Raw genomic sequence first — 26,782 nt, forward strand, 5'->3', positions numbered from 1 at the left:
AACTCGAAGGCAAGTGTCACACTTGAATCGGAGAAATCAGGAGTCACCCGTGATCAGGGCCAGCATCGACACCGACAAGATGAGCTGAGCGGAGACGCAGGTCCGCGGCATCGCTTCCTTCTTCTTGCCGATGAAGTCGACCTGCACGACCTGTCCGTTGCTCAGCTGGACGCTCAGGGCGCAGGACTCCGCCGTCTGCTCGAACCTGGCCTTCAAGGTGCCGAACTGTCCATTCCGCACCTCCGCGCCCGCTTTCGGCGGCACAGCTTCCAGGCCGCCCGTGCCGTTCGTGTACATCCCGACGGCCTTCGCGTAGGCGACTTCGTGGGTGCAGGTCGGTCCAAGCGGCCCCTCACCCTTCTGAGCCCCTCCGCGGCCCGCGTTGACTCCGGCGTAATTCGCATGAGTGAACTTGACGACTTCGCAGATGTCGGCGTTCTTCAGCGCCTCGGCGGGAGGCTCCTGAACGGTGCTCGGCGCCGGTTTGCCGCCGGCGAGCGGGACGAACTTCTTCAGCACCACTTCGGCGACCTTCTTCGCCAGCTCGCAGTGCTCCGCGCGAGTGCCCCCTTCGTCGTTGTCGACGTCGTAGGCATCGACGGCGATCGAGGCGTAGGCGCGGACGTCCATGTTGACCGAACAGAACGTCGCCGGTTCCGGGTCGAAGGCGTAGGTCCGGCCTTTGATCCCGGCGATCTCCACCGGCTCCATCACCGGGGAGTCCTGCGTGATCCAGCTGTACGGGCTGTAGGCGTGCACCTGCGCGCCCTTGTTGTTCGGGAACACGAACTGGCAACCGCTGAGCGTGCCCTTGGTGCTGACCAGGCCGAGCGGTTGCAGATCGGGTTTGATCGACTCCAGCCAATCACAGCCTTCCTCGCCCTGTTCGACGGGCAGGGCCAGCGGCTGGTCGAGCACCTGATCGCTGAACCCCGACCCGTCGGCGGGCGGTGTGTAGCGTGGAAACTTCGTATCGCTCGCGCCCGGTGCCGAACCTTCGCGGAAAGCCTTCCCGTCGATGGCGCTGGAACACCCGGTGAGCAGCAGGGCAACGGCCACGAGAACCGGCCAACGAGACATGACGACCCCCAGAAATCCATAATTCGGACGGGAGTCTAAGTCGCTTTCGGGCGCCTCGCTGGGCCTTTGCTCAACCGGTCGTGGTCACCGCCAGGACGGCAGCCACAATTCGGCGTTCCAGTGGTCGTTGGTGATCGCGTTGCCGTTGAGGATCGGCCACAACCAGGCGAAGTTGGCCACGACCAGGCCCACGTAGAGGGCGACGACGAGCATGCCGGTGCCCCGGCGCTCGAACCCGCGTTTCGCGCTGCCGAGGATCTGCCCGAGGACCAGCGTCAACCCCAGTACCAGGAACGGCGCCAGCGGCGTCGCGTAGAAGTAGTACATCTGGCGGTCGAGGTTGGTGAACCACGGCAGGAACCCGGCCAGGTAGCCGACGAGCACGGCGGCGTAGCGCCAGTCCGCGCGGAAGACCGACCGCCACACGCTCCAGCCGAGCATCGGCAGGGCCAGCCACCACATGGCGGGCGTGCCGATCAGCATCGTCGCCCGCACGCAGGTCGACTCGCCGCAGCCGGTCGCGTCGGTGCCGCCCGCGTACGCGTAGAGCATCGGCCGCAGGCCCATCGGCCAGGTCCACGGCTTCGACTCCCAGGGATGCGGTTTGTCCTTGGGCGTCACCAGGTTCGCGTGGAAGTCGAGGACGTTCATCGTGTAGTCGCCGAGCGACCGCAACGCCGGCGGCATCCAGGCCCAGAACCCGGGATCGATGTCCTTGATCGCCACGTAGTTGCGGTCGGTCGCGGTCTCGCTCGCGAACCAGGCCCAGTAGCAGGCGAGGTACACCAGGACTGGGATGACGACGATCGCCCACAGCGCGGGCAGCACGTCGCGGCGCAGCGTGCCGACCCACGGCCGCTGCACCCCGGCGGCCCGCCGCGCGGCGACGTCGAAGAAAACGGTGAGCAGGCCGAACGCGGCGATGTAGTAGAGCGCCGACCACTTGACGCCGAAGGTCAGCCCGATCATCAGGCCGCCGGCGAACCGCCACCACCGGAAACCCAGCTTCGGGCCGAAGCGGGACTCGTCGATCCAGCCTTCACGGACGGCCACGGCGAGCCGCTGCCGCACCTGGTCCCGGTCGCACAGCACGCAGGCGAACGCGGCGAGGACGAACAACGCGATGAAGATGTCGAGCATCCCCATGCGGGACTGCAGGTGCAGGACGCCGTCGCTGATCACCAGGATTCCCGCGACCGCGCCGAGCAGGGTCGAGCGAGTGAGGCGCCGGGCGATCCGGATCGTGAGGAACACGATCAGCGTGCCCGCCAGCGCGGGCATGATCCGCCAGCCCCAGGCGTTGTAACCGAACAGCCATTCGCCGATCGCGATGAGATGCTTCGCCAGCGGCGGGTGGACGATCAGTTCGTAGCCGTAGTTGTCCTCGTAGCCGCCGTTGCGCAGCATCTGCCACGCTTGGGGGACGTAGTGCTTCTCGTCGAAGACGGGCGTGCCCTTGTCCGTGGGCGTTCCCAGGTTCTGGATCCGGACGATGCCGCCGATGAGCGTCAGCACCAGCGTGACGATCCAGCCGCGCAGGCGATCGGTCGGCATGCCGCGGCCGAGGAGGGTGGCCTCCCGGTCATTCGGTGGCCTGAGCGCGTCGACCGGATCCGGCCGCACGCTCTCGTTGTCCCGGGTCAGCAGTGCGGTCACGGGGCATGATCCTACGGGCGGAAGAGTGAACTCGGTGTCCGGATCTGCGAACCGGTTAACCTTCGGGAATGACCGAAGGACGCCTCGTGCTGGCAGCCACCCCGCTCGGAGACGTCCGTGACGCTTCGCCGCGCCTGTCCGAAGCCCTCGCGACGGCCGACGTGATCGCCGCCGAAGACACCCGTCGCCTGCGCTCTCTCGCCGCGGCTCTCGACGTCTCTCCGGTCGGGCGCGTCGTCAGCTTCTACGAGGACGTCGAGACGGCTCGCCTGCCGAAACTGCTCGAATCGCTCCAGTCGGGCGAGACGGTGGTCCTGGTGACCGACGCCGGCATGCCGAGTGTTTCGGATCCCGGGTTCCGCCTGGTGGCGGCCTGTGTCGAGGCGGAGGTGCCGGTGACCTGCCTGCCCGGCCCGTCGGCGGTGACCACGGCACTGGCGCTGTCCGGCCTGCCTTGCGACCGTTTCTGTTTCGAAGGTTTCGCCCCGCGCAAGCCCGGCGAACGCGCGAAATGGCTGGGTTCGCTGAAGGACGAGCCCCGCACGGCCGTGTTCTTCGAATCTCCGCACCGCCTCGCGAGCACGCTCGCCGATGCCGCCGAGGTCCTGGGGCCCGAGCGGCGCGCCGCCGTCTGCCGTGAACTGACCAAAACCTACGAAGAGGTCAAACGCGGCAATCTGCCGGAGCTGGCGGCCTGGGCGGCCGACGGGGTCAAGGGCGAGATCACCGTCGTCCTCGCCGGCGCACCGCCGCGTTCGGTGAGCGTCGGGGACCTGGTCTCGGAGGTGGCGTCGCGTGTTTCAGCGGGTGAACGCCTGAAGTCCGCCGCCGCCGAGGTCGCCGAAGCCGCGGGAGTGTCGAAAAAGGAGCTTTACGACGCTGTTCTCGCGTCCCGGAAGAGCTAAGTCAGCAGGGCCGTCACGGCCGCGTACGCCTTCGCGGCATCGGGCTCCGCGCCCGTGATGACGTCCGTGTAGATGAAGGACTCGCCGATCCGCACCAGCAGATAGGCCAGGTCCTCGACCGGCAGCGGTGGCGTGAGCCGCCCAGCCGCGACCTCCTCGTCGAGGAATTCGCGCATTTTGGCGATCGCGCGGCTCTGCACCACGCTGGCCTTCGTCGTCAGGATCCGCAGCGCCCGCTCGGGCTCGTTGCGCAGGAACTCGCGGAACGGTTTCGAGCCGTTCACCGTCCGGACGAAGGTGCCGACGAGTTCCGCGATCCCTTCCGCGCCGCGGCCGAGCTTGCCCGAAGCGCGCGCTTCGAAGACCTCGACGGTCATCGACCACAGGATTTCGCCGAGCAGCTGATCCCGGCCGCCGACCCAACGGTGCAGGGTCGCCCGGCTGACCCCCAGCTCACCGGCGAGTTCGCCCATGTCCACCCGGCGCCCGTCCAGGAACCAGGCGCGCGCGATCGTGAACGCGCGCAGGGCGTCCGGGCGCGGCGAGGTCAGCTGGCGTTCGAGTGCGGTTTCGATGAGTGAAACATATCACGGCATGTCTCACTCGTGAGACATATGCAAGAATGTCTCATCTCGACGAGGAGGATGCGGATGCGCGCAGTACAGGTGACCGAGTTCGGCGGACCCGAGGTGCTCAACCTCGTCGACCTCCCCGATCCCATCCCGGGCCCAGGTCAGCAGCTGGTCGAGGTGGACCGGATCGGCGTCAACTATGCCGACACCCACCAGGCCGAGAACTCGTATCTCGCCCCGAGCAAGCTCCCGCTCGTCCCCGGCGGGGAGATCGTCGGCCGCACCGCGGACGGCAAGCGAGTCGTCGCGCTGCTCAACGGTGGCGGCGGCTACGCCGAGCGAGCGGTCGCCGACGAGGTCACCAGCTTCGGCGTGCCGGACGGCGTCGACGACCTGACCGCGCTCTCCTTCATCGTCCAGGGCACCACCGCGTCGCTCCTGCTGCGCAAGAGCGCCCACCTCGAACCCGGCGAATCCGTCGTCGTGCACGCGGCCGCGGGCGGGGTCGGCTCCATCGCCGTGCAGCTGGCGAAGGCCTGGGGAGCGGGCCGGGTCATCGCGACCGCCAGCAGCGACGAGAAGCGCGCGCTCGCCCTCGAACTCGGCGCCGACGTCGCCATCGATTCGCGAGCCGAGAACATGACGGACGCGCTTCGCGAGGCGAACGGCGGCAAACGCGTCGACATCGTGCTCGACATGACCGGCGGCGCGGTCACGGACCAGAGCATCGCGGCCCTCGCGCCGTTCGGCCGCCTCGCGTTCTACGGCATGGCCAGCCGTCAGAACCCGAAGCCGATCGAAGCCCGCAACCTTCTCGGACACAGCACCACCGTTGCCGGGATGTGGCTGCCGCACGCCTTCAAGCTCCCCGGAAACGTCTTCGGGCGCACGCTCGACGAGCTTTTCGAGCTGGCTCTCGCCGGCCGGGTCCGAGCCATCGCCGGCGGCGAGTACGCGCTGTCCGACGCGCGCACCGCCCACGAGGCTCTGCGCTCGCGCGGCACGATGGGCAAGCTCCTGCTGGACCCTGCCAAGTAGTACCGAGTAGTCAGTCGAGCAGGCGTTCCAGCGGAGCGGACTTGTGCAGGCATTCCTGCCATTCCGCTTCGCTGTCGGAGTCGGCGGTGATCCCGCCGCCGACTCCCAGCGCGATCGTGCCTTCGTGGATTTCGAAGGTTCTGATCGCGACGTTGAGTTCCATTCCGGCGATCGGTGAAGAGAGTCCGATCGCGCCGGTGTAGACGCCACGCGCGGCCGGCTCCAGCTCGGCGATCAGATCCAGCGCGCGGATCTTCGGCGCGCCCGTGACCGAGCCCGGCGGGAAGGTGGCCGCCAGCAGCGCCGTGTCGTCGACGCCGTCGGCGAGCAATCCCTCCACAGTGGACTCCAGATGCCAGACCCCCGGCGCGGGCCGGACCGCGAGCAGCTCGGGAACCCGCACGGTACCGGTGGCGCACACTCGCCCGAGATCATTGCGGACGAGATCGGTGATCATCACGTTCTCCGCGACGTCCTTGGTGGATTCCCGCAGGCGCTGCGCGAGATGCGCGTCGGAGGCGTTCCGCCGCGGGAGGGTGCCCTTGATCGGCGTCGACCGGACGTGCCGCCCATGCCTGGCAAGGAAAAGCTCGGGGGAGAACGACACGATCGAGCCCCAGTCGCCGCTGAGGAACGCCGCCCGGCGTGCTCCCAGGCGACGCGCGCCCTCGGCGAACAACGCGATCGGGTCGCCGGTGAACCGTCCGCTGAAACGAGCGCAGATGTTCGCCTGGAACAGCTCTCCGGCTTCGATCGCGTGCACACAGGCTTTGACCGCGTCGTAGTGCTCCGACGGGAGCGGGCGCGACAACGGACCGGAACTCCAAGTCGTCGCTTCGGGAACCTCGGCGAGCGCGGATTCCACCGCGGCCACTTCCCCGACCGGATCCGGGGCACCGTCGTGAACCAGGGCTTCGAACCACCACGCGCCGTCGGCATCCAGCCGGAGAACCCGATCGACCCAGCCCCACGCGGCCGGAGGCAGCGCCCCGGACCGGCCAGAAGGATCGGTCAGGTCATAACCCAGGTAACCGAACCAGCCGCCGCCGACCGCGCCGGGTACGGCATCTCGAACTTCGGGCAGCCGGGTCGGGATCGCGAATGCTTCCACCGCGTTCCGCGCAGGAGCCAGGGAAGCGTTGAGAGCGATGACCGCGCGCGAGGAGAACCACTCGCCGGTCAGTGCGGCGGGCGGTGCGAGGCCGAGCTTCTCGGCGCGTGCACCGAGGACCGCCAGTGCCCGTTCGGGCCCGACGTCCGTCCGCAGCCTCCGGCACATCAACCGCACGCGACATTGTCACCGTTCGGACCGCCGGAAACGCAACCCACGCCGGGTGGAAAGTGAGATCCGCGACCACGCGGTGACGTCGTGCACACCCATCGTCACGCAATGGGCACTACAAAAGCACATCCGTGAGCTTGAACGGGTAGACCACGGTGTCCTGCGCGATCGGTCCGTCCACACCGGGCAGCCCGGTGCCGAAACCGTGCTGATGCAAGCCCAGCCGCGAGTGGAACCATCCAGGTCTTCCGGGGATCTCGTTGTGCCTGACCAGCCACAACACCACTTCGCTGTCCGCCCACTTGTCCGGGTGCAAGCGGTTCGTCCAGCAGTCGAGTCCCGCGTACACCAGCACGCGCTCGACGCGCGCCGCGTTCCTGACGTGCTTGATCCACGCCTTGATGAACCGGTCGTCGACGCTGGGCGCCTCCACCTCGAGCGCGGGCGCGAGCGACCCGGGAGCGAAGGCGCCGAGCACGCTCGCCGTCCGCACGAAATGATCGGCCTGGTCGTGGACGGCGCCGGGCCGGGCGTAGTGCCGTGCGCCGGTGTGGATACCGGCGTGCTGCGCGCCGGTGAGATTGCGTTCCGCCGCGGCGTCCCGCCAGTTGGTGTTTTCGGTGACGGTGACCGAAGCGAACCGGATGTCGGCGCCACGCACCGCCGCCCAGTCCGTCACCGTCTCGCGGTGGGACAGGGTGACGCCGTGCTCACCTTCCGGATCGATCGAACTCACCTGCCTCGAATTTCGCCCCAGAACGACCGAAAGGTCACCCTACGTCCGCGGAGCGGCCGCAAGGTGACCTTTCGGTTCAGCGTGTCTCAGGCGTTTTCGCGTTGGAACGTGCGCGAGCCCCACCAGATGGCCAGAACGGCCATGACCAGCACCACGACACTCCCGGTGAACAGGGCGTCCATCGAGAAGTCACCGCGGAAACTGTTCCGCTCGACATCCACCACGTGCCGGAACGGATTGATGCGGGAAATCGTGTACAGCCACTCCGGCGCCGAGCCCGCGGTGATCGGGATCAGGATTCCGGAAAGCAGCAGCAGGGGCATGAGAACCGCGTTGAGCAGAGCCGGGAAGGAATCCTCGCTCTTGAGCGTCAACGCCAGCGCGTACGAGCACGACGCCAACGTGATCGCCAGAAGGAAGACGATCGCCAGGCAGAGCACCACACCACCGAACGGCGCGTTCAGGTCGAAGACCAGATACGCCAGCGCGATGATGAGCAGGGCCTGGACGATGGTCTGCAGCGCGTTGGCGAGCACCTTGCCCAGCAACAGCGCCACCCGGCTCACCGGTGTGACGCGCATCCGTTCGACCACGCCCATCCGGTACTCCGCGAGGAGCCCGAATCCGACGAAAGAGCTGCCGAACAGCGCGAGCTGCGCGATGATCGCCGGGGTGAAGATCATCCAGCCGTCCACATCGGACAGGCCTTGCGCGTTGAGCGACTTCACCAGAAGCGGCCCGAAGAAGAACAAATAGAGCAGCGGCTGCATCACGCCGATGGCCAGCCACGTCGGGTTGCGCAACGCCGCGAGCATGTCGCGGCGGAAGATCAACCAGGTGTCATGCAACATGCGTGGCCTCCTTCTCAGCTGCCGCGTCGGCCGATGCGCCTTCTTCGGCGTCTCGCAGGCTCCTGCCCGTCAAAGTGAGGAAGACGTCGTCGAGCGTCGGCCGGTGCACCTGCATGGACGCCATCGCGATGCCACGCGCGTCCAGCGCCCGAAGCAGTTCGGGCATCGCGGTGTCGCCGCGCGGGACGCGGAACCGCACGGTGCCGTCGGTGACGGTCAGCTCGTGTGCCCCTTCGAGACGGCCCGCGACCTCCGCGGTCTCGGCCGCCGACTCCGGTGAGACCCCGATGACGACGCTGTCGCCGGAAACCCGCGCCTTCAACGAGTCCGGTGTGCCTTCGGCGACGATCTTCCCGTCGTCGATGACGATCAGCCGGTCCGAGAGCGCGTCGGCCTCGTCGAGGTAGTGCGTGGTCAGGAAGACCGTGACGCCCTGCTCGTCGCGCAGCCGCCGGATGTGATCCCAGAGGTTCGCCCGGCTTTGCGGGTCGAGCCCCGTCGATGGTTCGTCGAGGAAGACGAGACCGGGTGAGTGGATCAGCCCGAGCGCGATGTCGAGACGGCGGCGCTGCCCGCCCGACAAGGTCGAGGTCATCCGCTGGTCGAGCCCGGCCAGGTCCAGTTGCTCGGCGAGAACGGCCCCGCGTGCGAGCGCGTCCGCCTTGCCCATCCGGTACAGCCTGCCCTGGAACTCGATCTCCTCGATGACTTTGCTCGCCGGCGCGGTGCCACCGCCCTGGGCGACATAGCCGATTCGCCGACGCACCCCCAGCGGGTCGGCGAGCAGGTCGCAGCCGCCGACCGTCGCCTCGCCGGCGGTGGGCTTGAGCAGGGTCGTCAGCATGCGCAGGGTCGTGGTCTTCCCCGCGCCGTTCGGTCCGAGGAAGCCGACCAGTTCCCCGGCCGACACGTCGAGATCGACGCCTTTGACGGCGTGGACCTCGCCCCCATTGCGGCCCTTGCGGCGGAACCGCCGCTCAAGGCCGCGTGCCTTGATCATGTCTACTCCTTTCGGCGCCCATCTAGTCAAGTTTGACTAGTGGCAGACGCACTGTGCCCTAGGAGTCGTTCCATAGTCAAATTTGATTACTCGGGGGGCGCGCCGAACACGACTTCGTCGTCGCCCTCGCCCGCCATCACGTACTCGCCGGCTTCGAGACGGCCGATCAAATCCCGCATCCAGGTCACGTTCGCTTCCGCGTGCGCGCTCCACAGGCGGTACAGCTCGCTCACGTGCGGCGGCTTCCCCAGGTCGACGGCGTGTTCACGGGCGTAATGAGTCGATTGGGCGTGCGCTTCCATATTCGCCAGCTGCTGCTTCAGCAGGGCCAGTACCTGCGCGCGCGGAAGGGTCGGCATGAAAGTGACCGCCGCCGACAGCGAGTACCCGGTCGCGTCGTCGCTCGACAACGCCCTGCCGAGTTGCACGAGGAACTCGGTCTCGCCGTCTTCGGTCAGCCTGTAGGCGACACGATCGGGCCCGCCGCCCGATTCGGCGTCCTCGACCTGTTCCAGAAGGCCTTCGGTGGTCATCTTCTTCAGCGCGTGATAGATCGAACCCGGCTGGACGTTGCCCCACTTGTCCGCCGCCCACGAAAGAAGCTCGCGCCGGACTTGGTAGCCGTGTGCCTTTCCGTACATGCGCACGACACCCAGCACCAGCAGACGCGTGGCGGACACCGAGGCCTCCGATCCTCTCCCGGACAACAATGCCTTGGACGACGTCCGTAGGCTAAACAAGCATGAGCACCCCAGTGTTGACTGCGGTGGCCTGGCCCTACGCCAACGGCCCCCGCCACATCGGCCACGTGTCCGGATTCGGCGTCCCGTCCGACGTCTTCTCCCGCTACCAGCGAATGGCCGGCAACCGGGTGCTCATGGTGTCCGGTACCGACGAACACGGCACCCCGATCACCGTCCAGGCCGACAAAGAAGGCATGACCTCCCAGCAGACGGCCGACAAGTACACCCGTCAGATCGGTCAGGACCTGCAAGGGCTCGGCCTCACCTACGACCTGTTCACCCGCACCACCACGGGCAACCACGCCGAGGTCACGCAGCAGATCTTCCTCGCGCTGCACCGTAACGGCTACGTCGTCCCCAAGACGACCCGTGGCGCGATCAGCCCCTCGACCGGCCGCACGCTGCCCGACCGGTACATCGAGGGCACGTGCCCGATCTGCGGCTACGACGGCGCCCGCGGCGACCAGTGCGACAACTGCGGCAACCAGCTCGACGCCGCCGAACTGATCAACCCGAAGTCCCGGATCAACGGTGAAACGCCGAAGTTCGTCGAGACCGAGCACTACTTCCTCGATTTGACGGCGTTCGTCGACACGCTGGGCAAGTGGCTGTCGAGCAAGACCGACTGGCGGCCGAACGTCCTCAACTTCACGAAGAACCTGATCGACGACATGCGGCCGCGCCCGATCACCCGTGATCTCGACTGGGGCGTGAAGATCCCGCTCGACGGCTGGCGCGACCAGCCGCTCAAGCGCTTCTACGTCTGGTTCGACGCGGTCATCGGTTACTTCTCGGCGAGCGTCGAGTGGGCGCGCCGCACCGGCAACCCGGACGCCTGGCAGGAGTGGTGGAACAACCCGGACGCCCGCTCCTACTACTTCATGGGCAAGGACAACATCACCTTCCACGCCCAGATCTGGCCCGCTCTGCTCTTCGGCCACAACGGCGAGGGCGATCGAGGCGGCGTCGCGGGCAAGTACGGCAAGCTGCACCTGCCCGACGAGATCGTTTCCAGCGAGTTCCTCACCATGAGCGGCTCGAAGTTCTCGACGTCGCGCGGCACGGTCATCTACGTCCACGACTTCCTGCGCGACTTCGGCCCGGACACACTGCGGTACTTCATCTCGGTCGCGGGGCCCGAGACCCAGGACACCGACTTCACCTGGGACGAATTCGTCCGCCGGACCAACTTCGAGCTGGCCAACGAATGGGGCAACCTCGTCAACCGGTCCATCTCGATGGCCCACAAGAACGTCGGGGCCATTCCTCGTCCCGACGCCCCCACGGCGGCCGACGAGGAGCTCAAGGAGCTCTCCCGCAAGGCGTTCGACACCGCCGGCGCCCACTTGCAGCGGTCACGGTTCAAGGCCGCCGCGAGCGAGGCCATGCGCGTGGTCACCGCCGCGAACCGGTACCTGTCGGACCAGGAGCCCTGGAAGCTCAAGGACGACCCCGCCCGGCGCGACAGCGTTCTCCACACGGCTCTGCAGGTCGTCTCGGACGCCAACACGCTGCTGACCCCCTTCCTGCCCCACTCGGCGCAGAAGGTGCACGAGGCGCTCGGTGGCACCGGCGTCTGGGCGGCCCAGCCCGAGCTTCAGGAAGTCGAGGACCTCGACATCCCCGGCCGGATCAACCCCATCATCACCGGGGACTACAAGGCCGAGCAGGCGCGCTGGAAGTCCGTGCCGATCGAGGTCGGCAAGCCGCTGGAGAAGCCGACCCCGCTGTTCGCCAAGCTGGACCCGGAACTCGGCGAGACCGGTCCCGAATGGGCCCCGATCTCGAAGTGATCAGCTGATGGGTGCGGAGAAGAAGGAACTGCCGCCGATCCCGGACAGGTTGCCGGTATCGGTGGTGGATGCGCATACCCACCTCGACGCGTGCGGCGCGGTCACCGCGGCTGATGTGACAGCCATGGTCGACCGCGCCGAACGCGCCGGTGTCTCCCGGGTCATCACCGTCGCGGACGATCTCGCGGCCGCTCGCTGGGCCGCGCAAGCGTCCACTTGGGACCCGCGGGTCTGGGCCGCCGTCGCGATCCATCCCACGCGTACCAAGGATTTCGGCGAGCCCGAGAAATCCGAAGTGGAGCGTCTCGCCAACGAGTCCAGAGTGGTCGCGGTCGGCGAGACCGGCCTCGACTACTACTGGGACTACTCGCCCCACGACGCACAGCAGGACGCCTTCCGGTGGCATATCGATCTCGCCAAGCGGATCGGCAAACCACTGATGATCCACGATCGAGACGCCCACGACGACGTCCTCCGGATCCTGGAGGAAGAGGGAGCGCCCGAGCAGGTCGTCTTCCATTGTTTCTCCGGAGACGAGCACATCGCGCGCCGGTGCGTCGACGCGGGATACGTGCTTTCGTTCGCCGGCACGGTCAGCTTCCGTAACGCTCGCGGGCTCCACGAGGCGGCACGGATCGTCCCCGCGGACCAGTACCTCGTCGAAACGGACGCTCCATTCCTGACCCCGCATCCATTCCGTGGGCGTCCAAACGAGCCCTACTGCGCCGCCTACACGGTTCGGCACCTCGCCTCGCTCAGAGGCGAGGCGGTACACGAGGTGGCCGAATCGGTGCGAACGACCGCCGAGCGGGTCTTCGGATTGCCGACAGTCACCACCGGTTGAACGGATTGCGACATTAGTGATCAGCAATGGTCCACTCTGATGAGTGACCAACGTCACGACACTCCGGGCGGTGTTTGCGCAACCCGGCGAGGTTCGTTACTGTCCCGTGATCGTGCCGGTCGGGACCCGCTCAAGCGGTTTTCGGCTGTTACGCCCACAGTCACGTCAGTGCACGTCGGGGAAGCGGAACCAGGAGAGGTACGGCCTGGAACCGTGACGATGGCGCTGGCTGCGGGTGTCGGACTTCTAGAGGTGTGCCGAAGCGCGCATCGAGACGAAGGACGTAGTGGAGTGGTTGTCGAGCTCCTCGACGTCTTGGGAAAGGGAACGACCCAGTGACTGGTAGCAGTAGGCAGGATGGCTCGCGCCTCGGCGTAGAGACGAACACCTTCGCTTCCGCCGGTTCGGTTGCCGTGCTCGACCGCGACACGCAGTACGGCGAGCTGGACTACTCCGACGATCCGCGCATCACGCACCAGGACGTCCTGGCCGCGCTCGGCCCCGACGCCGACATGCTGATGGCCGAGATCGACGTCGACGTCGACGAGCTGATCCGCCTCATCAGCGCCGAGACCACCATGCTCCCGCCGATCGTCATCCCGGACGAGCTGGCCGAAGACCGCACCGCGGGCGCGCCGATGAAGGCCGCGACCAAGGACGAGGTCATCGCGAACTCGACCCGGGTCTGGAAGAAGCGTTTCCTCAAGGGAACCGTCATGGCGGTGCTGCTCACCCTCGGTGGTGGCGGCGCGGCCGCGATGGCGATGAACAAGAGCGTCACGCTCGACGTCGACGGCAAGCAGCAGACCGTCCACAGCTTCGGCGACACCGTCGGCGAGGTCCTCGAAGACGCCGGCCTCTCCGTCGGCGCCCACGACTCGCTCTCGCCCTCGCCTCAGGCCGAGGTGGGCGACGGCGGCGTCATCAAGCTGGAGCGCGGCCGCAAGCTGAACCTGATCGTCGACGGCGCCCCGCAGCAGGAATCCTGGGTCCGCGCGACCAACCTCGGCGAAGCGCTGAACCAGCTCGGTCGTGCCGACCTCGCGAAGGCCGGTACCTGGACTTCGCTCCCGCAGAACGGCGAGCTGCCCCTCGAAGGCGCCACCGTCGAGGTCAAGACCCTCAAGAACGTCACGGTCTACGACGGCGCGAACGAACCGCGCAAGGTCCAGACCAACTCCGTCACCACCAAGGAATTCCTCGGTGAGCTCCGGATGACCCTCGGCCCGGACGACGAGGCCGTCGGCGGTCTCGACGTCAAGCTGGTCGACGGCGCCGAGGTCCACATCAGCCGGACCGGCGTCACCATGGTCAAGCAGGACGAGGAAATCGCGCCGCCCGAACAGAAGGTCGACGACCCGAACCTCGAAAAGGGCAAGACCAAGGTCGAGGACCCGGGCACCCCGGGCCAGAAGACCGTGACCTACAAGGTCACCAAGCGCAACGGCAAAGAGGTCGGCCGCGAGAAGGTCTCGGAAGAGGTCATCACCGAGGCCAAGCCCAAGATCGTCAAGGTCGGTACCAAGAAGCCCGCCGACCCGGTCATCGGGGACGCCGGCGCCTGGGACCGCATCGCGCAGTGCGAGTCGACCGGGAACTGGTCCGCCAACACCGGCAACGGCTACTACGGTGGCCTGCAGTTCAACAAGAGCACCTGGGACGCCTACGGCGGCGACCAGTACGCCGCGTACCCGCACCAGGCCAGCAAGGCCCAGCAGATCGCTGTCGCCGAGAAGGTCCGCGAGGACCGTGGCGGCTACGGCGCTTGGCCGCACTGTGGCAAGAAGGCCTGACGCCAGTCCGTTCTCCTTTCCTGAAGGTCATCGTGTGGGTTCGCCCGCAAGGTGGCCTTCAGGCCGTTAGGGGCTTGGGTGGCTGAGCCGGGTTCCCGGCTCTCGGTCTGGAGAATCTCGCCCACCAGCGCGCAGTCCGTATGTGGGCCACGTTCCTGGTCGGTTGTCGAAGCGCGCCACCGCCGCGGGGCGGGCTTTGAGGGCCCTGAGGCGGCGTCTGGACGGGCTGGGGACGGTTTGCGGGCTCCGTGGCCGGCTCGGCAGCCGGAGGCTGCTCGCTGACCCGTTCCGAGCTCTGCCGGGGCACGGGGATGTCCGGGTCGCTTTCCGCGAGTTCGACGATCTCCGCGAACGCGTCGCCGCGTCGCTCTGCCGGCGAACGGTCGTCGGCTTTCTTGTCGGGGGCCGGATAGGCCCGCGGCACCAGGAGCGCGTTCAGGCGGGCGCCCGTCTCGGCATCGAGGTCGCCGCGCATGTCCCAGCGGCCGGTTCGTTTCTGGCGCAACCAGAACTCGCTCCGCCGCCTTTGCGGAGCGGGGTCGTCTTTGGGTTTTCCATCCGGGTCGTGTTCTGCGAGCAGATCCGTGCCCGCGACCGTGACGTCGCGCGGTCTCGCGACGCCGGCGAGCTCGACCAAGCCCTTCTCGGCCTCGAGCCGTGCGCTCGCCGTGACGTGCTCGGGCAGCTTCTTCATAACCGTGACGATCCGGTCGATACTGGCCTCGGCCAACGCGCCGGTGGTGGCCGCGGTGCCGGTCAGGGGCGCGACGGGGTCGATCGACGTGCCGTCGCGCGCCCGTCTCGAATTGAGCGCCAGCGCTCTGCCGGTCACTCTTTGAGCCTCTGCCCGAGGCACCCGGGCCACATGTTCGTAGAAGACGGCGATCGAGTTGTACCCGTAGAGGTCCCGGACACCACGTGACTCGATCTCGGCCAGGATCTGGCCGACCTCGGCGACAAGACGTCGCCCTTCGCGTAGCCGAGTCCGCAACTCGTCGAGAAGCAGTTCGGCGTCGCCTTCCGGCAGGTTGAGCGGGAAGGCCTTGGGAATGTTTGTGCTGGTCATCCCTCGATTGTCGAGGCAGATTCGAACGAATGCACGGTATCGATCGGGTGGATGATCATCACGCTCCGGCTGCGCCGACCTGGGCCGATCACCCTTGAGTGGGATACGTGTCGCTTGGGAAAAGCCATCCGGATGGTGGGGTCGGATCAGGCCGGACCCATGCCCGAGCGATGCCTCCGGTCCCACTCCTCGCGGAGCACCCCGTAGACGACGGCGTCATGGACGCCGCCGGACCAGCGCCGGGCGCGCCGGAACCGGCCTTCTTCGACGAACCCGAGCCGCCGCCCGACGGCGATCATCCCCGGGTTCCCCGAGAACGTGGCGAAGTCCAGGCGGAGCGTGTCGGTGCGGGAGAACAAGTAGGTCGTCCACATGCGCAAGGCCTGGGTGCCGAACCCGCCGCCCCAAAACCGGTCGTCGTAGATGACCAGCCCCATCCGCCGCCAGTCGGTCTCCCTGCTTTCCCAATACCAGCTGACCCGGCCGATCAATCTTCCGTCGCTCAGGTCGCATACGGCGAGGCTGGTGCGGGGATCGGGCGGCTCGGCCTTGATCGTGGTGAGTTCGCGCGCCGTGGATTCGACGGCGGCCGTGGTCGGGGTGCCGAAATAGGGTCCGTTCGTTTCGTGCCAGGGCCGCGCGGGATCGAGTAGGTCGAGGAGCGGCCCGAGGTCGGAAGGGCGCCAGTCGCGCAGCCGGACTTTTTCACCATCGAGTACGACGTCGTCCACCGGCCAATCGTGGCTTACCGGGCCTGGTTACGATCGTCGGGTGACTGAACTGCTCGGTCCTGCGGAAATCAGGGCGCTGGCGGCCGAGCTGGACGTACGTCCGACCAAGAAGCTCGGCCAGAACTTCGTGCACGATCCCAACACGGTGCGCCGCATCGTCGACCTCTCGGGGATCGGCGAAGGGGACGTCGTCCTGGAGGTCGGGCCGGGCCTCGGCTCGCTGACACTCGGACTGCTCGCGACCGGCGCCGAGGTCGTCGCGGTCGAAATCGATCCCGTGCTGGCGGGACGGCTGCCGAGCACCGTGGCCGAGCGAGGCGGGGCCGAAAGGCTGACGGTCGTCGGCGCGGACGCGTTGCGGATCACCGCGGACGATCTGCCCGCACGGCCGACGGCGCTCGTCGCGAACTTGCCGTACAACGTCGCCGTTCCCGTCGTGCTCCACCTGCTCGCCGAACTGCCGTCGCTGACCAGCGGTCTCGTAATGGTCCAGACCGAGGTCGCGGACAGGATGGCGGCGGGTCCGGGAAGCCGGACTTACGGTGTGCCCAGCGTCAAACTCGCCTGGTACGGGAAGACGCGCAAGGTCGCCGCGGTGCCCCGGGCGGTGTTCTGGCCTGTTCCGAACGTCGACTCCGCCTTGGTCGCGTTCGAACGAGGCGACGTGGTGGCATCCGTGGAACGAGAGCGGCTGTTCGCGGTCGTCGATGCCGCCTTCTCGCAACGGCGGAAGACCTTGCGGGCCGCGTTGGCGTCGTGGGCCGGTTCCGCCGAACGCGCGGGGGAACTGCTCGAAAAGGCGGGTATCGACCCGAAAACCCGCGGAGAGCAGCTGGACGTCCATCAGTTCGCCCGGATCGCCGCGGCTGCCGGCTGACCACCTGGCGCAGGTGTGACCGGGGCCGCGCGACTGCGTGGTTCCTCCTCTCGATCCGGCGCGGGCGAACCTTGTCTTAGCAGGCAGCGTGCCTGCCGCAGACCGGATACGCCTGTCGGCGTCCCATAATATGGGCAGCCCATCCTGTATGATGGACGCGACCAGACGTGTGATCTGCGCCTACGCGCTTGCTTTCATCCAGTGGGATCGGTTTTACTCAGTGAGCCATCCCGAGCGACTGAGAGACCTGGCTCGCCGAAGTCGCAGCAACCACCCTCCACAGGGCAGGTGCTACAGCCAGGACCGATGGAGGCTGTGCCTAATGAACAGGGTCACCCACCCGCTCCTGCTGACCAGGCGACGTGTCGTCGATGAAGGTCGCCGCACGGTAAGTGCGTGTCGACGCTCCACCGTTACTGCCTGAGTTCTTTCCCTTACCTCTGAATCCGTCCGTTTCCCGGACGGTCACTCGGTGACGGTTGGCGCGCTCGAAAGAAGCAGCGCCCCATTTGCATGGAGCCTTTCGTGATCACTGTCGAAAACCTGTCCAAGTCCTTTCCCCTCAACGGAAATCCCGTCGTCGCACTGCGCGATGTGAGCGTGGACATCCAAGCTGGCTCGCTGTTCGGAGTCGTCGGTCCGGCGGGCTCCGGCAAATCGACCCTCGCTCGTTGCATCGGTCTCCAGGAGCGTCCCGACCGCGGCGTCGTCCGTCTCGACGGCCTCAACACCGGGACCCTCGACGGACGTCGTCTCCGCGAAATCCGGCGCCAGGTCGGAGTCGTGAGCACCAAGCCGGAGTTGCTCGCCGAGCGCACTATCGCCGGCAACATCGCTTCGCCGCTCGAACAGCTCGGCCTCGACGGGCCGCAGCGCCGCAACCGGGTCGGCAACCTGCTCGACCTGGTCGGGCTCACCCCCCGTGCTGGGCAGCGACCGGGTGACCTGTCCGAGGGCCAGCTGCGCCGGGTGGCCATCGCTAAGGCACTGGCCGCCGGACCGTCCGTGCTCCTGGCCGACGACCCGACGGCGGGCGTGCAGCCCGAGGAGTCCGGCGCGGTCCTGACCGTGCTCGACCGTGCACGCGCCGAGCTCGGCGTCACGGTGCTGCTCACCACGCCCGACGCGGGTGTGGTCCGCCGTGTCTGCGACGACGTCGCGGTGCTGGAGGCCGGTGCGGTCATCGAACGCGGAACCGTGCTCGACCTGATCTCGGACCCGAACAGCCGGACCGCGCAGGCGCTGCTTCCCGCGATCGAAACCGGGCGGGCGCAGGCCTCGAAGTACGACCGCGCGGTGGACGTCGTGCTCGTCGGCTTCGCCTCGGTCGGTGCGCTGCTGCCGGAGGCCGCCGGTCGCTTCGATGTCGAGCTCGCCACCATCGGGGGCGGCCTGACCCGGATCGGAGACACTCCGGTCGGCCGGTTCCGCCTCGGGGTGCGCGGTGAGCGCGCGGACGCCGCGCTCGCCTGGATCGCCGAACGTGGCGGCCACGTGACCCACCCGGTCCGCGGGCCGCAGGGTGTCGCCGCCTGATTTCTCTCCGAACGGGCCGCTCAGGACGAACTGCGTCCGGGGCGGTCCGTTCGCGTCTGCCCTCTCCGTTCTCTTTCTCCTGGTGGCAGCGCAAGTGGAGCGGCCACGTAGGCTTGAGGCGTGCTCGCCGTCGTACCGCCCCCAGTAACCGTCAGGGTTCCCGCCAAGGTCAACCTGCACCTGTCGGTCGGTGACGTACGCCCGGACGGTTACCACGAGCTGGTGACCGTGTTCCAGGCGCTTTCCCTGACCGACGAGGTGACCGTCGCGGTCACCGAAGACCCCGGCGTCGAGGTCTACGGCGAAGGTGAAGGTTCCGTGCCGACAGGAGCCAACAACCTCGCCTGGAAGGCGGCGCAGGCGCTGGCGGCCCATGTCGGCAAGGCGGACGGCGAGTCCAAAGTGAGAGTGGTGCTGCGCAAAGGCATCCCGGTCGCCGGTGGGATGGCCGGTGGCAGTGCCGACGCGGCCGCGACCTTGGTGGGTCTCGCGTCGCTTTGGAAGCTCGACATTTCCCGGGACGAACTGGCGGGTATCGCCGCGAAGCTCGGTAGTGATGTTCCTTTCGCGCTTTACGGCGGGACAGCGCTGGGCACCGGCCGAGGCGAGCAACTGGTGCCCGTCTTGTCGAGGCACACCTTCCATTGGGTCTTGGCGTTCGACCAGCGTGGGCTTTCGACTCCGAGGGTGTTCGGCGAGCTGGACAAGTTGCGTGAAGAGGGCAGCCCGCCGCGGATCGGCTCACACACCCCGGTGGTGGAGGCGCTGGCCTCCGGCGACCCGCGGCAATTGGCGCTGCTTCTCGGCAATGACCTGCAGGCGGCCGCTGTCTCACTGCGTCCGGGGCTGCGCCGCACATTGCGGGCGGGAGTCAACGCGGGTGCGCTCGCCGGCACCGTGTCCGGGTCCGGGCCGACCTGCGCCTTTCTGTGCGCGGACGCCCAGTCGGCCGTCGAAGTCGCCGCGGAACTGTCCGGCGCCGGTGTCTGTCGCACGGTGCGTGTCGCGCACGGGCCGGTTCCCGGAGCCCGGCTGGTCGGCGGGGACGACGCGCCGCGGCCGTCGCCGCCTCGGGTGCACGCATAAGGGTGTCCGAAATGGACATCGACCAATTCGTTGTGGTGCGAGCTTTTTGGAAAGGATCGGCTGAGGCATGGCCAACTTGGTCAACCTGGAGTCGGTGAGCAAGTCCTTCGGGGTGCGCCCGCTGCTCGACGGTGTTTCGCTCGGTGTGGCGGAGGGGCAGCGTATCGGTGTCGTCGGTCTCAACGGGGGCGGGAAGACGACGCTGCTGGAGGTCCTCGCGGGGATCAGCGAGCCGGACACGGGACGTGTCAGTCAGGTCCGGGGCCTGCGGATGGCCGTGGTCACTCAGCGGACCGAACTTCCAGACGGCAGCACGGTCGGAGATGTCGTGCTGGAACGCTACGGCGCGGAGCACGAATGGGCCGCTGACGCGCGTGTCCGGTCCATTATGGATGGTCTGGGCATCACCGCTCTCGGCATCGACAAGGAGACGGCGAACCTGTCGGGTGGCGAACGCCGCCGGGTGGCGCTGGCCGCCGCCCTCACCGGTGAACTGGACCTCGTGGTCCTCGACGAGCCGACCAACCATCTCGACGTCGAAGGTGTGCGCTGGCTCGCGGATCACCTGCTCAACCGCAAGATCGCGGTCGTGGTCGTCACGCACGACCGGTGGTTCCTCGACACGGTCGCGAGCCTGACCTGGGAGGTCACGAACGGTCGCGTCGAGCAGTACGAAGGTGGTTACGCGGACTGGATCTTCGCGCGCGCCGAGCGGGCGAGGCTGGCGGCGACGGCAGAAGAGAAGCGGCAGAACCTCGCTCGTAAAGAGCTCGCGTGGCTGCGCCGCGGTCCGCAGGCCAGGACCTCGAAGCCGCGCTACCGCGTGGAGGCGGCGGAGGCGCTGATCTCCGACGTGCCGGAACCGCGCGATTCGGTCGAGCTGCAGGCGTTCGCCCGCCGTCGGCTGGGTAAGACCGTGCTGGAGATCGAGGACGCCACGTTGACCGTCGGCGACCGCACCCTGCTCGATCACGTCACCTGGCGGATCGGGCCCGGGGATCGGATCGGCCTGGTCGGCGTGAACGGGTCGGGCAAGACGACGCTCCTCAAACTGCTCGGTGGTGACAGGGAGCCCGAGACGGGGCGGCGCATCCAGGGCAAGACGGTCAGCCTCGCGCACCTCCGGCAGGAGCTCGACGACCTGCCGGGCGATCTGCGCGTGCTGCAGGCGATCGAAGAGGTGTCCGGACGGGTCGTATTCGGCAAGCAGGAGCTCACCGCTTCCCAGCTGGCCGAAAAGCTGGGTTTCCCCGCTGCGAGGCAGTGGACGCCGGTCGAGGACCTTTCCGGTGGCGAACGCCGCCGCCTGCAGCTGTGCCGGCTCCTCATGGCCGAGCCCAACGTGCTGCTGCTCGACGAACCGACCAACGATCTCGACATCGACACCTTGCAGCAGCTCGAAGATCTGCTGGATTCCTGGCCGGGCAGCCTCGTCGTCGTTTCGCACGACCGATACCTGGTGGAACGCGTCTGCGACACGATCGTGGCCCTGTTCGGGGACGGGCAAGTGACTCACCTGCCGGGCGGGATCGAGGAGTACCTGAACCGGCGCGCCAAGAGCCTCGAGAAAGCCGGCGGTGACCGGAAGGCGGGCAACGCACAGGCCTCCGCGCCCAAGAAGAGCGCCGCGGAACAGCGGGCGGCTCAGAAGGAGCTGTCCCGTCTCGAGCGCAAGCTCGACCAGCTGCACACGAAGGAAGAGAAGCTGCACGCGGCGCTGCTCGCCGCGGCGACCGATCCGACGAAGCTCATCGAGCTGAACACCGAATTGAAAGCCGTCGAAACGGAGAAGGAGGAGGTCGAGGCCCAGTGGCTCGAGACCTCCGAAGCGATCGAATGAGTTCACGCGACGGCGAGCGGGCCTTTCAGCGCGGACAGTAGTGTGACGCGCATGAGTCGGTTCGTGGACACGCTCGTCGCCACCGCGGCGGGGCGAGGTCAGCAGCGGGGAATGGTCACCGGGGAGCCCAAGGAGCCGGTCCGGCGTACGTGGGCCGAGATTCACGAGCAGGCCAAGCGGGTCGCCGGGGGTCTGGTGGCGGCTGGGCTGGAGCCCGGCAAAGCGGTCGCGGTACTGGCGGCGGCGCCGTCGCTGATCGCACCGACGGTTCAGGCGGTTTGGCTCGCCGGCGGCAGCGTGACGATGCTGCACCAGCCGACGCAGCGCACCGACCTCGCCGAATGGGCCGAGGACACCGTTCGCGTGCTGCGGATGATCGGGTCCGACCTGGTTCTGCTCGGTGAGCCGTTCGATCAGCTGGCGCCGGTGCTCACGGAGCACGGTATCGCGTTCCAGGTCATCACCGAGCTGCTCGAGGCCGAACCGCTGGCGGAGCCCGTGCCCACGGCCGAATCGGACACGGCGCTCCTCCAGCTGACCAGCGGATCGACGGCCGACCCGAAGGCCGTTCAGATCACCTACGGAAACCTGTACTCGAACGTCAAGGCGATGGTCGACCGGGCCGAGTTCGATTTCGACGTCGACGTGATGGTCTCGTGGCTGCCCACCTTCCACGACATGGGGATGGTCGGGTTCCTGACGGTGCCGATGACGTTCGGCGTCGAACTCGTCAAGATCACGCCGCTCGAGTTCCTGTCGGGACCGTTGATCTGGCCGCAGCTGATCAGCAAGTACAACGGCACGACCACGGCCGCGCCGAACTTCGCGTACGCGATCGTGGGCAGGCGGATGGCCCGGGTCGAGGACGACGACGCGTACGACCTCTCGAAGCTCCGGATCGCGCTCAACGGCGCCGAGCCGATCGACGAAACGGCCGTGCAGACGTTCGTCGAGGCGGGGGCGCGCTTTAAGATGCCCGCCGAATGCGTTTTCCCGGCTTACGGCATGGCGGAGGCGACTCTCGCGGTTTCGTTCGCGCCGTTGTTCACCGGCTTGACGCTGGACGTGGTCGAGGCCGACGCACTCGAGGCGGACAACCGCGCGGTGCCGGTTCCCGAGGGCGACCCGCGGCGCGGGACCGACGAGGTCCGTTCCTTCGCGGTGCTCGGTCCGCCCCTCGACGGGCTCGAAGCCGAGATCGTCGACGACAAGGGCACCGTGCTCGGGGAGCGCGAGGTCGGGGAGATCCGCCTGCGCGGCGAGGCCGTGACCCCGGGGTACCTGACCATGGAGGGACCGCTCGCGACGCAGGACGAGGACGGCTGGCTGCTCACCGGCGACCTCGGCTACCTGGTCGACGGCATGATCGTGATCTGCGGCCGCCGCAAGGACGTCATCATCATGGGCGGCCGGAACCTGTACCCGACCGACATCGAACGCGCGGCGACCTCGGTCGAGGGGGTCCGGGCGGGGAACGCCGTCGCCGTGCGGCTCGACGCCGGCAGCCGGCGGGAACGGTTCGCCGTCGTGGTCGAATCCCAACTCGCCGGGGACCCCGAAACGGAGAAGGCGCTTGCGAAGGAGGTCGCGGCCAAGGTGCGCGGCGCCGTCGACATGCGGCCCTTCGCGGTCGTCGTGCTCCCGGCGGGGAGCCTCCCTAAGACGCCCTCGGGCAAGGTGAAGCGGGCCGCGACCGCCGTCCAGTTCGCGGACAAGATCGCCAAGAACGCGGCGGCGAGCTGACACGAAAGGGCCTGGTCCGCGTGTATCGCGGACCCGGCCCTTTCGCTGCACCTCCCGGTGGTCAGCGGCGTCGCCAGGGTGGCTTACGGGTATGGGTGTGCTCCAAGGCGGGCGCTATGTAGTAGCCGGCGGATTGCGACAGCCCGGCCAGTGTTCCTTCGACGTCTCGCAGGAACGCGTCGACCGCTGCCTGGTCATAGCCTCGTTTCGACAGCGGCGCCTTGGCGAACGCGACGTTGTGGACGTCCGAAACCGTCAGGTCGTCATCGCCGTCGAGGGTCGCCGCGACCCGCTCCAGGAAGGCGTCGACCGCGGGTTCGTGGTAGCCGCGGGCGCCGATCGGCGCCCGGTCGAACTGCCGGGTTCTGGCCTCGAAGGCGGTGACGGGCACTAGCGCTCCCGCAGGAACTCGACGGGACCGCGGTCCGGGACAGCCCGCTCGGCGGTCGCCTCGTCCTCTTCGCGGGCGCCGGGCACGCCGAGCGCGTGCTGGCCGGTCCGGTGGGCGAGCTGCATTTCGACCTTGTCGAGGAAATCGTCGACTTCGCGTTCGTCGTAGCCGCGCTTACCGATCAACGGGCGCGAGAACATGACGTGGTGAACCTCGGCGGCCGTCAGGTCGTCCCGGTCCGAGATCGTGTCGGCGATCCGCTCCAGGAACGCGTCGACCTCGTGTTTGGCGTATCCGCGTCGCCCGATCGGGGCGTTCGGGAAAGTGGCGCCGGTGATGTCTTCGGCCGTAAACGACATGAAACTCTCTCCGGTTTCGGTGGGGAATGCGATCTCCGCATTCCGTCCTAACGGGTTTGAGAGTTCCCCGGAAGAGCCAGCACTATTCCACGACTCGATCAGGGGCGTGGTGAAACGCCTTCGAGTGACGAGGCGTAACGCACCGCCATGTGAGCGGGTTCACCCAGCGTGGAAGGTGTTCTGAGCCGCGGCGAGCCCGGTGCTGATAAGCGCTTCAACGGCGTCGGCGCAACGATCGATCTCGAAAGCGAGCTCTTTCCGTTCGACCATCGAGAAGTCTTTCAGCACGAAATCCGCCGGATCCTGCCGTCCCGGAGGGCGGCCGACGCCGAAGCGGACACGGTAGTAGTCCTTCGTGCCCAGCGATTTGGTGATCGAGCGGAGACCGTTGTGGCCGTTGTCGCCGCCGCCCAGTTTCATCTTGATCGCGCCGAAGTCGACGTCCAGCTCGTCGTGGACGACCACGACACCGGCCGGAGGGATCTTGTAGAACCGGGCCACGCCCACGACGGGGCCGCCCGAGAGGTTCATGTACGAACGCGGCTTGGCCAGGACCACCCGCCTGCCCGCCAGCCTGCCTTCGAGGATTTCGGCCCCGCTCTTGTGGGCCTTGAACTTGCCGCCGACGCGGCCGGCGAGTTCGTCGAGCACCATGAAGCCGACGTTGTGCCTGTTGCCCGCGTACTGGGGGCCGGGATTGCCGAGGCCGGCGAGCAGGATCTGCTCGCCGGCCCCGGGAAGTACTGCTTCAGTCACATCGGTGACTTTATTCGGCGTCCTCGGCGGGGGCTTCCGCAGCCTCGGCCTCTTCGCCCTCGAGCGCGGACTCGGACGGCGCCTCGTTGACGGCGACGACCAGGGCCTCGGGGTCGGTGACCAGGGTGGCGCCCTTCGGCAGGGTGACCTGCGAGGCGAGGATCTGGGTGCCGGCTTCGACGCCCTCGACCGAGAGCTCGACCTGCTCGGGGATGTGCAGCGCCTCGACCTCGATCTGGAGGGTGTCGAGGTCGGTGGTGACCAGGGTGCCCGGGCCCGCGGTGCCGGTGACGACGACGGGGATGTCGACGGTGACCTTCTCGCCGCGGCGGACGACCAGCAGGTCGACGTGCTCGATGTAGTTCTTCAGCGGGTGGACGACGATGGTCTTCGTCAGCGCCAGCTCGCTCTTGCCTTCGAGCTCGAGGGTGATGACGGCGTTGCTGCCGTTCTCACGCACGACGCGGGCGAACTCGAGGGCGGGGAGGGCGTAGTGGCGCGGGTCCGAGCCGTGCCCGTACAGCACCGCGGGGATCTTGCCGGCACGACGCGTGCGACGCGCGGCACCCTTGCCGAATTCGGTGCGGGGCTCGACGGACAGGGTTACCTCGGACACGGTGTAGCACTCCTTCAATTCACCAACATGTTCAGCGAAAGCATGCTGAGGTGGGGATGGTTCGGGGCGGTTCTGGTGTTCGGCGGCGAATTCCACAGGCGTGCTCGACCGCGTGTGGCCACTCAAGCCGCCGCGTCGATCACGTCGGGCACCAGGTGCTCACGGAACCCGCCTCGCCGAGACCGGGAAAGTGTAGACCAAGCGGCCGTGCGAGGGTCCCGCCGGGGGCCCCGTACAGGTGACAAGTCGGTGACAGCTGCTTCGCGAACCCGCGGATGCGGTGGTGCGCGACCCCTTTTCTAAGGTGTGATCTGCTCGCACGCGAGACTAAGGGGACGGAATGCCGGCACGACGGTCGAAGATCGGCGCGATCGCCGCCCTGTGCTGTCTCGTGGCCGGTTGTGACGTCGCGATCGACGGGGCGGCCGGGATCCCGGCCGCCGAGCAGCAGCGGGTGGATCGGCGCGCGGAGCAACGCGGTGCTGTCGAGAGCGCGCTGAAGGCGCTGGAGCAGGCGCCGGCCGTCGTCTACAAGTCCACGATCAAGGACGCGGCCGGTCAGCCCGCGGAACTGCAGTTCCGGATCACCCGGAACGGGAGCGCGCACGGCGCGCTGCCGGTCGACGGCCAGCCCATCCAGGTCGTCTCCGCCGACAATCAGCTGTACCTCTCGGCGACGCCGGAGTACTGGAAGGCGCACGGCCTCGGCGACAGCGCCCAGTACGGCACCAGCTGGGTCCGTACGGACAGCTCGGATCTGCCGGTGAACGCCGTCGAGGTGCTCAGCCCGCGCAAGGCCGCTTCGACACTGAGGACCGCGGTGTCCGGGATGAACCCGTTGACCGATCCGGTCCGTTCGAAGTTGCCCGACGGTACCGAGGTCTACGACGTCGGGAGCGGGCTCGGAACACTGCGGGTGACCACCGCGGCGCCGCATCGTGTCGTCAGTTTCGCGCCTTCCCTCGTCGCCGCGGCGGGCGGCAAGACGCTCGGCGCCGAGATGCGGGTCGAACCGCTCGCCGGCGAAGCGCTCAAGAAGTTCCAGACCGATTTGGACGGCGCGATCGGCGGGCTCGGGCAGCCGTTCGACGCGCTCACCCAGGTCAGGGTCAGTGTCGTCAACGACAAGCTGGACTGCACGGATTTCGTCGGGACCTGCCGGGCGACCATCGACGTCGCCAACTCCGTCATCGGCGGCGTGAGCGGGACGCCCGTGCGCCTGACGCTCACCGTCGACTTCACCGCGCAATCCCTCGGAGCCCAGAGTTGCACGGCCAACGCCGACGCGGCCCCGGACACCACGACGAGCATGACCTGCGAGGTCAAGTTCAAACTGCCGAATCGGAACGCCAGCTATCAGGTGCAGGCGAAGCCGTCGGCCAAAGGCGAGGTCCGGGCTCCGGTCGACGTCGCAGGTGTTCGTGAAAAGCTCAAGTCCGAGTTCGCCACGCTGGGCGGCTGACCTGCACGCTCACCTCGGGGTGCGTT

25 protein-coding genes and 1 riboswitch are annotated in these 26,782 nt (G+C 67.8%); of the genes, 11 read left to right on the top strand and 14 right to left on the bottom strand.

Annotation, left to right across the window (positions count from 1 at the left end):
- Positions 1-36 precede the first annotated feature (36 nt).
- On the bottom strand, positions 37-1,080 hold the full coding sequence (locus tag ACXIZN_RS39020; RefSeq protein ID WP_457959796.1) for a hypothetical protein: 1,044 nt from the start codon (positions 1,078-1,080) through the stop codon (positions 37-39).
- A gap of 84 nt (positions 1,081-1,164) precedes the next feature.
- Positions 1,165-2,736, bottom strand: a complete 1,572-nt coding sequence (locus tag ACXIZN_RS39025) for a dolichyl-phosphate-mannose--protein mannosyltransferase (RefSeq protein WP_457959797.1) — start codon at positions 2,734-2,736, stop codon at positions 1,165-1,167.
- A 68-nt stretch (positions 2,737-2,804) separates the two neighbouring features.
- Between ACXIZN_RS39025 and rsmI the strand changes: the two genes are divergently transcribed.
- A complete protein-coding gene (gene rsmI, locus ACXIZN_RS39030) occupies positions 2,805-3,641 on the top strand; it encodes a 16S rRNA (cytidine(1402)-2'-O)-methyltransferase (RefSeq protein ID WP_457959798.1) in 837 nt (278 codons plus the stop codon).
- Here the strand turns inward: rsmI and ACXIZN_RS39035 are convergent.
- Entirely contained in the window at positions 3,638-4,192 is a 555-nt protein-coding gene (locus ACXIZN_RS39035) for a QsdR family transcriptional regulator (protein WP_457960709.1), read from the bottom strand. The genes rsmI and ACXIZN_RS39035 overlap by 4 nt on opposite strands.
- A 99-nt stretch (positions 4,193-4,291) precedes the next feature.
- Here ACXIZN_RS39035 and ACXIZN_RS39040 point away from each other — a divergent pair, with 99 nt between their 5' ends.
- A complete protein-coding gene (locus tag ACXIZN_RS39040) occupies positions 4,292-5,251 on the top strand; it encodes a quinone oxidoreductase family protein (protein WP_457959799.1) in 960 nt (319 codons plus the stop codon).
- Positions 5,252-5,261: 10 nt separating this feature from the next.
- On the opposite strand, the gene ACXIZN_RS39045 is transcribed toward ACXIZN_RS39040, so the two are convergent.
- From ACXIZN_RS39045 to ACXIZN_RS39065, 5 genes are all read right to left on the bottom strand, one after another.
- Positions 5,262-6,539, bottom strand: a complete 1,278-nt coding sequence (locus ACXIZN_RS39045) for an aminodeoxychorismate synthase component I (RefSeq protein WP_457959800.1) — start codon at positions 6,537-6,539, stop codon at positions 5,262-5,264.
- A 109-nt stretch (positions 6,540-6,648) separates the two neighbouring features.
- Positions 6,649-7,269 carry a glycoside hydrolase family 25 protein gene (locus ACXIZN_RS39050; RefSeq protein WP_457959801.1) on the bottom strand — a complete coding sequence of 207 codons (621 nt, stop codon included), beginning with the start codon at positions 7,267-7,269 and terminating at the stop codon, positions 6,649-6,651.
- Between the two features lie 86 nt (positions 7,270-7,355).
- Entirely contained in the window at positions 7,356-8,120 is a 765-nt protein-coding gene (locus ACXIZN_RS39055; RefSeq protein ID WP_126736485.1) for an ABC transporter permease, read from the bottom strand.
- The gene (locus tag ACXIZN_RS39060; protein ID WP_457959802.1) at positions 8,110-9,120 is read right to left on the bottom strand and encodes an ATP-binding cassette domain-containing protein; all 1,011 of its coding nucleotides are present in this window, start codon (positions 9,118-9,120) and stop codon (positions 8,110-8,112) included. Before ACXIZN_RS39060 ends, ACXIZN_RS39055 begins: the two co-directional genes overlap by 11 nt.
- Positions 9,121-9,206: 86 nt before the next feature.
- Complete coding sequence (locus ACXIZN_RS39065; RefSeq protein ID WP_457959803.1) at positions 9,207-9,800, bottom strand: PadR family transcriptional regulator; 594 nt, start codon at positions 9,798-9,800, stop codon at positions 9,207-9,209.
- 62 nt (positions 9,801-9,862) lie between these two features.
- Between ACXIZN_RS39065 and metG the strand changes: the two genes are divergently transcribed.
- The 3 genes from metG to ACXIZN_RS39080 all read left to right on the top strand — a co-directional run bounded on the left by metG (position 9,863) and on the right by ACXIZN_RS39080 (position 14,293).
- A complete protein-coding gene (gene metG / locus ACXIZN_RS39070; RefSeq protein WP_457959804.1) occupies positions 9,863-11,656 on the top strand; it encodes a methionine--tRNA ligase in 1,794 nt (597 codons plus the stop codon).
- A 7-nt stretch (positions 11,657-11,663) separates the two neighbouring features.
- The gene (locus ACXIZN_RS39075; RefSeq protein WP_126736482.1) at positions 11,664-12,500 is read left to right on the top strand and encodes a TatD family hydrolase; all 837 of its coding nucleotides are present in this window, start codon (positions 11,664-11,666) and stop codon (positions 12,498-12,500) included.
- 413 nt (positions 12,501-12,913) lie between these two features.
- Positions 12,914-14,293, top strand: a complete 1,380-nt coding sequence (locus ACXIZN_RS39080; RefSeq protein WP_457960710.1) for a transglycosylase family protein — start codon at positions 12,914-12,916, stop codon at positions 14,291-14,293.
- A gap of 58 nt (positions 14,294-14,351) precedes the next feature.
- Here the strand turns inward: ACXIZN_RS39080 and ACXIZN_RS39085 are convergent, their stop codons facing one another.
- Both ACXIZN_RS39085 and ACXIZN_RS39090 read right to left on the bottom strand, forming a co-directional pair.
- A complete protein-coding gene (locus tag ACXIZN_RS39085) occupies positions 14,352-15,359 on the bottom strand; it encodes a DUF222 domain-containing protein (RefSeq protein ID WP_457959805.1) in 1,008 nt (335 codons plus the stop codon).
- A gap of 146 nt (positions 15,360-15,505) precedes the next feature.
- Entirely contained in the window at positions 15,506-16,090 is a 585-nt protein-coding gene (locus ACXIZN_RS39090; RefSeq protein ID WP_457959806.1) for a GNAT family N-acetyltransferase, read from the bottom strand.
- Between the two features lie 40 nt (positions 16,091-16,130).
- Between ACXIZN_RS39090 and rsmA the strand changes: the two genes are divergently transcribed.
- The 5 genes from rsmA to ACXIZN_RS39115 all read left to right on the top strand — a co-directional run bounded on the left by rsmA (position 16,131) and on the right by ACXIZN_RS39115 (position 23,172).
- Positions 16,131-16,967: a 16S rRNA (adenine(1518)-N(6)/adenine(1519)-N(6))-dimethyltransferase RsmA gene (rsmA, locus tag ACXIZN_RS39095; protein ID WP_457959807.1), complete on the top strand. Its 837-nt coding sequence runs from the start codon at positions 16,131-16,133 to the stop codon at positions 16,965-16,967.
- A 222-nt stretch (positions 16,968-17,189) separates the two neighbouring features.
- Positions 17,190-17,280: riboswitch (SAM riboswitch) on the top strand.
- Positions 17,281-17,492: 212 nt separating this feature from the next.
- Complete coding sequence (locus tag ACXIZN_RS39100) at positions 17,493-18,503, top strand: methionine ABC transporter ATP-binding protein (RefSeq protein ID WP_192743540.1); 1,011 nt, start codon at positions 17,493-17,495, stop codon at positions 18,501-18,503.
- Between the two features lie 120 nt (positions 18,504-18,623).
- Complete coding sequence (locus tag ACXIZN_RS39105) at positions 18,624-19,589, top strand: 4-(cytidine 5'-diphospho)-2-C-methyl-D-erythritol kinase (RefSeq protein ID WP_007028772.1); 966 nt, start codon at positions 18,624-18,626, stop codon at positions 19,587-19,589.
- A 67-nt stretch (positions 19,590-19,656) separates the two neighbouring features.
- Positions 19,657-21,429 carry an ATP-binding cassette domain-containing protein gene (locus ACXIZN_RS39110; protein ID WP_457959808.1) on the top strand — a complete coding sequence of 591 codons (1,773 nt, stop codon included), beginning with the start codon at positions 19,657-19,659 and terminating at the stop codon, positions 21,427-21,429.
- A gap of 51 nt (positions 21,430-21,480) precedes the next feature.
- Entirely contained in the window at positions 21,481-23,172 is a 1,692-nt protein-coding gene (locus ACXIZN_RS39115; RefSeq protein WP_457959809.1) for a fatty acyl-AMP ligase, read from the top strand.
- A gap of 61 nt (positions 23,173-23,233) precedes the next feature.
- Here ACXIZN_RS39115 and ACXIZN_RS39120 read toward each other — a convergent pair whose 3' ends face one another.
- The 4 genes from ACXIZN_RS39120 to ACXIZN_RS39135 all read right to left on the bottom strand — a co-directional run bounded on the left by ACXIZN_RS39120 (position 23,234) and on the right by ACXIZN_RS39135 (position 25,294).
- Positions 23,234-23,563, bottom strand: a complete 330-nt coding sequence (locus ACXIZN_RS39120; RefSeq protein ID WP_126736475.1) for a DivIVA domain-containing protein — start codon at positions 23,561-23,563, stop codon at positions 23,234-23,236.
- Positions 23,563-23,922 (bottom strand): DivIVA domain-containing protein, encoded by a 360-nt coding sequence (locus ACXIZN_RS39125; protein WP_126736474.1) that lies wholly within the window; start codon positions 23,920-23,922, stop codon positions 23,563-23,565. Before ACXIZN_RS39125 ends, ACXIZN_RS39120 begins: the two co-directional genes overlap by 1 nt.
- 159 nt (positions 23,923-24,081) lie before the next feature.
- A complete protein-coding gene (pth, locus tag ACXIZN_RS39130; protein WP_457959810.1) occupies positions 24,082-24,678 on the bottom strand; it encodes an aminoacyl-tRNA hydrolase in 597 nt (198 codons plus the stop codon).
- Between the two features lie 10 nt (positions 24,679-24,688).
- Complete coding sequence (locus ACXIZN_RS39135) at positions 24,689-25,294, bottom strand: 50S ribosomal protein L25/general stress protein Ctc (protein ID WP_192743535.1); 606 nt, start codon at positions 25,292-25,294, stop codon at positions 24,689-24,691.
- 340 nt (positions 25,295-25,634) lie between these two features.
- Between ACXIZN_RS39135 and ACXIZN_RS39140 the strand changes: the two genes are divergently transcribed.
- Entirely contained in the window at positions 25,635-26,756 is a 1,122-nt protein-coding gene (locus ACXIZN_RS39140; protein ID WP_457959811.1) for a hypothetical protein, read from the top strand.
- Positions 26,757-26,782: the final 26 nt, after the last annotated feature.

The sequence above is a fragment of the Amycolatopsis sp. TRM77291 genome, from assembly GCF_054166285.1.

What these genes read in the sequence shown, in the direction of transcription:
- ACXIZN_RS39020 (WP_457959796.1), bottom strand. Translation starts at nt 1,080, where the DNA reads ATGTCTCGTTGGCCGGTTCTCGTGGCCGTTGCCCTGCTGCTCACCGGG.
- rsmI (WP_457959798.1), top strand. Translation starts at nt 2,805, where the DNA reads ATGACCGAAGGACGCCTCGTGCTGGCAGCCACCCCGCTCGGAGACGTC.
- ACXIZN_RS39040 (WP_457959799.1), top strand. Translation starts at nt 4,292, where the DNA reads ATGCGCGCAGTACAGGTGACCGAGTTCGGCGGACCCGAGGTGCTCAAC.
- ACXIZN_RS39055 (WP_126736485.1), bottom strand. Translation starts at nt 8,120, where the DNA reads ATGTTGCATGACACCTGGTTGATCTTCCGCCGCGACATGCTCGCGGCG.
- ACXIZN_RS39060 (WP_457959802.1), bottom strand. Translation starts at nt 9,120, where the DNA reads ATGATCAAGGCACGCGGCCTTGAGCGGCGGTTCCGCCGCAAGGGCCGC.
- metG (WP_457959804.1), top strand. Translation starts at nt 9,863, where the DNA reads ATGAGCACCCCAGTGTTGACTGCGGTGGCCTGGCCCTACGCCAACGGC.
- ACXIZN_RS39075 (WP_126736482.1), top strand. Translation starts at nt 11,664, where the DNA reads ATGGGTGCGGAGAAGAAGGAACTGCCGCCGATCCCGGACAGGTTGCCG.
- ACXIZN_RS39085 (WP_457959805.1), bottom strand. Translation starts at nt 15,359, where the DNA reads ATGACCAGCACAAACATTCCCAAGGCCTTCCCGCTCAACCTGCCGGAA.
- ACXIZN_RS39110 (WP_457959808.1), top strand. Translation starts at nt 19,657, where the DNA reads ATGGCCAACTTGGTCAACCTGGAGTCGGTGAGCAAGTCCTTCGGGGTG.
- ACXIZN_RS39115 (WP_457959809.1), top strand. Translation starts at nt 21,481, where the DNA reads ATGAGTCGGTTCGTGGACACGCTCGTCGCCACCGCGGCGGGGCGAGGT.
- ACXIZN_RS39125 (WP_126736474.1), bottom strand. Translation starts at nt 23,922, where the DNA reads ATGTCGTTTACGGCCGAAGACATCACCGGCGCCACTTTCCCGAACGCC.
- ACXIZN_RS39140 (WP_457959811.1), top strand. Translation starts at nt 25,635, where the DNA reads ATGCCGGCACGACGGTCGAAGATCGGCGCGATCGCCGCCCTGTGCTGT.